This is a genomic window from Bacteroides sp. ET71 (genome assembly GCF_023336905.1).
In the GTDB taxonomy this organism is placed as follows: domain Bacteria; phylum Bacteroidota; class Bacteroidia; order Bacteroidales; family Bacteroidaceae; genus Bacteroides.
Map to the genome: position 1 here is coordinate 1 of NZ_JAMBLS010000064.1, position 4,680 is coordinate 4,680.

The window sequence follows — 4,680 nt, forward strand, 5'->3', positions numbered from 1 at the left end:
AAGCAGGGAACGGCTTGTCCGTTATCCTGCTTCGTTAACATCATATTTAATTTCCATTCCAGTGTACCATATTAATACACCATAATCACAAGGTCCTTTTGTGCTTCAACGGCTTCATCGAAAATGAAGTTCAAATCGTCCATTTCCTGCTCATAGTCGTAATCGCCGATACCATTGCCTTCTTCCAGCGAATTGTATTCCATCCTCTTGCTCTCCAATTCAGAAACAGGTATGCTAATGATATAGGGAAAATCATCACTCAATGGAATAGGGATGAATATACTTTGGCTATCCAGTTGCCAAAGGTTTTCCGCACAATAGATTTGCGTTCCGAAATGATTGCAAATCTTTTCATATACATACCCGTACATGGAAGCGATTTCGGGATAACGGACTTCTCCGTTCACAATATCAGCCAATACAGCATAAGCATCCATATCTGCGTTCAGACTATCGCTGAAATAATCGTTCAAACTGTCAAGTCCCGGCTTCAGTGCTGCCTTTAATTGGTTAAGCAGCAGATTATCACGAGCTCCATAAACAGACTTTACCTTATCGGCTTCTGTCAAATATGCACAAACAGAGTAACTCATACTTATCTTTATTTTATGTTGTCGTTCCAATGTACCATATCGTATGGATAGTAAGGTAATCCTTTCAGGCTGCTGTCATCCAGTCCAAAGACCTTGACCAATGCACCGCTCTCAAAGCACCATTAGTTGCTTACTATATTTACTTAATGATTTCAATGTCTTGAATAGGTATATAACCTATATGGGCATTAAAAATGGAATTTATTCTACACCAGTCATTTACTAATTTACTTATAACAATAGGCATTCCAAAACTAACTGCTATGCCGTCTTCCCCTTCGGTAATTTTTTCTCCATCAGGTAAAGAATAAATGTAGGGACTGCATAGTATGGCACTATCTCCAACTTGTGGCATAAAATTCGTCCTTTTAGCATTCGGTGGACTCTGTAACTTTACATTATATTGAGCTTCTATACATTTCGTAGATAAGAATAGGTATGCTTCAAAACAGTCACTGCATTCATTCTCTTCAGGAAAATGCTCTATATGAAAACCCGGAGTGTCAGCATACAACTTTCCGTGGGTTTCATAGCCTTTACTATATACTCCATATATCAATCGCCCATTAGAATCATAATATGCGATACTGTGCAATGCACCCCCGTCAGCCCATCGCTTAAATACTTTCCTGATTTTGTTATCGCTATCGAAATACATAGTAAACAATATATTTGCATTCTTTATCCGACCATCATCTAAGATTTTGTATGAATGGATTTGATCAAATTCCATATATTCATTCTCTATTACTTTTCCTAAACTATCTAAAGGAACAAGGTATGCAATTCTCAAAGTCATTTTGTTTATTGCATCAATCTCTGTTTGAATAGTTTCCTTATAGTTTTGAGCAAAAGTATAAGGTGAAAGCAAGAATAAAATATAAAGTATAATTACTCTTTTCATATTGCAACTAATGGGATGCAGCTTGCCGCCGTTAGGCGGTATAGGTGCTTGTTAGCTACGTTCTTTATTGTTCCATTTTCCGTTTTACAATATCAACAAATTCATCTTTAGTCATGAACTTATTTAGGAAATCTTCCAATGCTCCTTCGTTAGTAACCTCTGTAAAAAACGCTTCATGGTCTGTACTCCACACTATTGGATTGTCAGGATTAAGGTCTGATAAACAGATGTAATGATAATTGGGATAACTTTCTGAACAAAGCAATCCAACAAAGTCAGGAGTAGTACAGTTTGAATGTTGAATGATTTCGTCCAAATCTGTATCATCATCTGAAAACCAATCATTCCAATCTTCAAAATCTTTCGTGCCTTTTTGAAATGGAGTAAATGGTTTTGCTACCCAAAAAAATTGTCCACGAGGTTCTTCATTTAATGTATAGTAGGTATCTACCATTTTTTTATAAAATGCCTCTTTATCAGAATTGAACAATTCCATATTTTCATCTACCCAATTACCTAAACCCATTATAGGCTCTGTATCTTCGGCAGATAGCCAAGGTGTATCTTCCGGCTTTTGATACAAAGCAGTATTAAAAGTTATGGCACACAAGTCGTCTTGTAAAGACATTCCTTTTACATTGGCGATATTACCGCCTAATTGCTTTATTCGGTTTATGATTTCCTGTTTCATGACTCTTATTCATTTGCAGCTAATGGTTTGACAAGGAGCTGCGTTTAGCAGCTAACTTGGCTTGTTATCAGTGATTTATTCAGCAATACCTGCACATGTAAACTTTAATCCTGTAATTGAATTTTGCTTCACAAAATCTATAAATTCATCTGTACAATAATAATTGCTATAAAATAGACTATCCCGAAATATGATATATGAATCTATATTTCCTTTATTGAAAATGCCATTATTATCTCTCATCATCTTCAAGATTTCTTCATTGCTTTTAGACTCTGTATTGATGGCTTTTATCGTATTCAATACATTGATGAAATAATAGTCTGAAGTGTTACCTTCTACATTGACAGGTAAGACTTCTATTTGTCCTTTCAGTTTTTCTGCGAGCAATAAAGAGGTTCTTTTATTTACTATCAGATGACCGGAAAAATAACAGGATGCATCAAAGTCTTCACTTCGCTTGTCTTTCCTTTTTCTTTTATCTCTGAACAATTCCAGACTAAGCCCTTTCCACTCCTTAACAAGTGATTGACCGTTATAAAACCAAACGCCTTTATTTAATTCATCATCTTCTCTGAATACAAAGAACTTATAATTATCAAAGTCTTGTCCAATTTTATATATATTCATAATGTCACACTATTTAATTACTGATAATGGTTCAGCAGGGAACGGCTTGTCCGTTATCCTGCGTTGTTAGCTGTATTTTAGTCAAAAGTCATGTAACACAAACAGACTTTTAACAAGATAATTTTCTACTGTCCATACGGCATAATATCCACCTGCACCGTCACTGTTCTGTGTGCTGATGAACAGAGTGTTTCCCTTACCCAATGCTACGACAACATTGTTTTGGTTCGGTTCGTATAGATGTGTTATATATGCTGTTGGAAATTCCAATATCCCGGCAGGGTACTTGATGGTGATAGATTCATATTCTTTATTTGGAATATTATTATCTATACCTATTAAATCAGAACAACCGTCAATGCTCTGAACAAAACCTGTGTCCAAATCATAAACAATGGAGTGTCGTTGGAGATTAAAATCTCGGAAACCTATTTCTACGGTTAATGTGTCGTTGGCATATACAAGATAATTATCCGTACTTTGCGGCTGTTTCTTTAACTGTGGCAAATCTTCCAAATAGTGGATGCGGCTTTTATGGATTTCTCCTATATGGGTATTTCCATTCGGGTATGTCTTGGTTATGCCCGTTTCTGTTCCATATTCTACGCTATGCCATTTTTTATGGTTCTTTTGTGCATCCCAATCGACAAACACATGATTATCCAATAATTTGTCTATTACTGTTCCATTTGTGTCACGTACATTTGTATATCCGTCCGCATCCTGAATGACACCGAAGAAACGCTGTTGTTGTGCTTGTGCAGGCAAACAAAACAGAGATGCCAATATGTAGAAAATAATCTTTTTCATGCTTCTATTACAGCTAATGGTTTGGTGAGGAACAGCGTTCAGCTGTTATCTCGACCTTGTTATGAACTTTACTTATCACACATTATTCCAGATAATAATCAATTATAGATAGCCTCTTGTTTAACTGACAGTTAATAACATAATCAGGTATAACATTTGGAGCCAAGAAAGTAATTGTAATATATCCTTTGTCAACGATGATTTTATCAATAGACATATTTCCATAAAGTAAGTTGGTTTGTTCCATCAAATCTTGTTTGGAAACATTATCTGTTTGAGAAAACACATCTTTCGTGAGTTTCTTACTTAGTCGAATTTTCATTTTATCCAATTCTTCAGATTTAAGAATAGAGAGCCATTTATCTATTTCTGTCTGTGAGTTTGGAGAGTATGCAAGTTCAACATTTACTTTTTTTCCTGACAAATCAAACTCAAAAACATTATGTTGCTGAGACTTTTGTTTTGGAGTCTCTTTTTTAATGTTTGCTGCTTGTAGAAGTATATCTAAAGTATTTGGCTCTGAAGCTACAAAGGTTAATAAGCTATCTCCTTTTCGTAATACAAATGAATTGTTTTCTAAATTGAATCTTATGGTATATAAATAATAATCTCCGTCAAACCATACAGGAAACAATTCTCTTACTTTAATATATTGGTATTGTTTGCACGAATAAGTATAAGGGGATTTTTTAGAAATCCAAATAGCAAGTTGGGTCAATAAAAATATGGAAGAATCTTTAAGGAAAAATTCCCCATCTTCATAGTATATTGAAGGTTCAAACAGAACTTTTTCATCTGATTTAATCAAATAAACATTCTTATCGTCAGCTCCAAATGAAAACATTATACCATTCTCCTGAACAGATAAATTCATAAAACCTTCAAGCTGCAAATTATGAAGTATCATAATATTTTGCTCGCATTGCAACTTGCTAATATCCATTGGTATGGAAATTATTTGTAATAATGTGTGACAATATTTGATAAAATCATTTGCTTCCATATATTGTTTTTTAATTGTTCATAATGGTTTGCAGCTAATCGCCGTTTAA

At 34.6% G+C, this 4,680-nt stretch carries 6 protein-coding genes and 1 pseudogene; all 7 read right to left on the reverse strand.

The genetic code is table 11. The features are described from left to right. Window positions 1-71: 71 nt before the first annotated feature. Entirely contained in the window at window positions 72-593 is a 522-nt protein-coding gene (locus M3090_RS14815; protein ID WP_249057593.1) for a hypothetical protein, read from the reverse strand. 8 nt (window positions 594-601) lie between these two features. Continuing rightward, a pseudogene (locus M3090_RS14820) lies at window positions 602-715 on the reverse strand (PoNe immunity protein domain-containing protein); the annotation flags it as partial. 17 nt (window positions 716-732) lie between these two features. Continuing rightward, window positions 733-1,497, reverse strand: coding sequence for a hypothetical protein (locus tag M3090_RS14825; RefSeq protein ID WP_249057595.1), 765 nt, complete (start codon window positions 1,495-1,497; stop codon window positions 733-735). Between the two features lie 64 nt (window positions 1,498-1,561). After that, window positions 1,562-2,188 carry a hypothetical protein gene (locus tag M3090_RS14830; protein ID WP_249057596.1) on the reverse strand — a complete coding sequence of 209 codons (627 nt, stop codon included), beginning with the start codon at window positions 2,186-2,188 and terminating at the stop codon, window positions 1,562-1,564. 75 nt (window positions 2,189-2,263) lie between these two features. Further along, window positions 2,264-2,818, reverse strand: a complete 555-nt coding sequence (locus M3090_RS14835) for an imm11 family protein (RefSeq protein WP_249057597.1) — start codon at window positions 2,816-2,818, stop codon at window positions 2,264-2,266. Between the two features lie 81 nt (window positions 2,819-2,899). After that, window positions 2,900-3,628 carry a hypothetical protein gene (locus M3090_RS14840; protein ID WP_249057598.1) on the reverse strand — a complete coding sequence of 243 codons (729 nt, stop codon included), beginning with the start codon at window positions 3,626-3,628 and terminating at the stop codon, window positions 2,900-2,902. Window positions 3,629-3,710: 82 nt separating this feature from the next. After that, window positions 3,711-4,631 (reverse strand): hypothetical protein, encoded by a 921-nt coding sequence (locus tag M3090_RS14845; RefSeq protein WP_249057599.1) that lies wholly within the window; start codon window positions 4,629-4,631, stop codon window positions 3,711-3,713. Window positions 4,632-4,680: the final 49 nt, after the last annotated feature.

Bases quoted from the DNA above. Each gene is read 5' to 3' on its own strand.
- M3090_RS14835 (WP_249057597.1), bottom strand. From the start codon at position 2,818: ATGAATATATATAAAATTGGACAAGACTTTGATAATTATAAGTTCTTT.
- M3090_RS14825 (WP_249057595.1), bottom strand. From the start codon at position 1,497: ATGAAAAGAGTAATTATACTTTATATTTTATTCTTGCTTTCACCTTAT.
- M3090_RS14815 (WP_249057593.1), bottom strand. From the start codon at position 593: ATGAGTTACTCTGTTTGTGCATATTTGACAGAAGCCGATAAGGTAAAG.
- M3090_RS14840 (WP_249057598.1), bottom strand. From the start codon at position 3,628: ATGAAAAAGATTATTTTCTACATATTGGCATCTCTGTTTTGTTTGCCT.
- M3090_RS14830 (WP_249057596.1), bottom strand. From the start codon at position 2,188: ATGAAACAGGAAATCATAAACCGAATAAAGCAATTAGGCGGTAATATC.
- M3090_RS14845 (WP_249057599.1), bottom strand. From the start codon at position 4,631: ATGGAAGCAAATGATTTTATCAAATATTGTCACACATTATTACAAATA.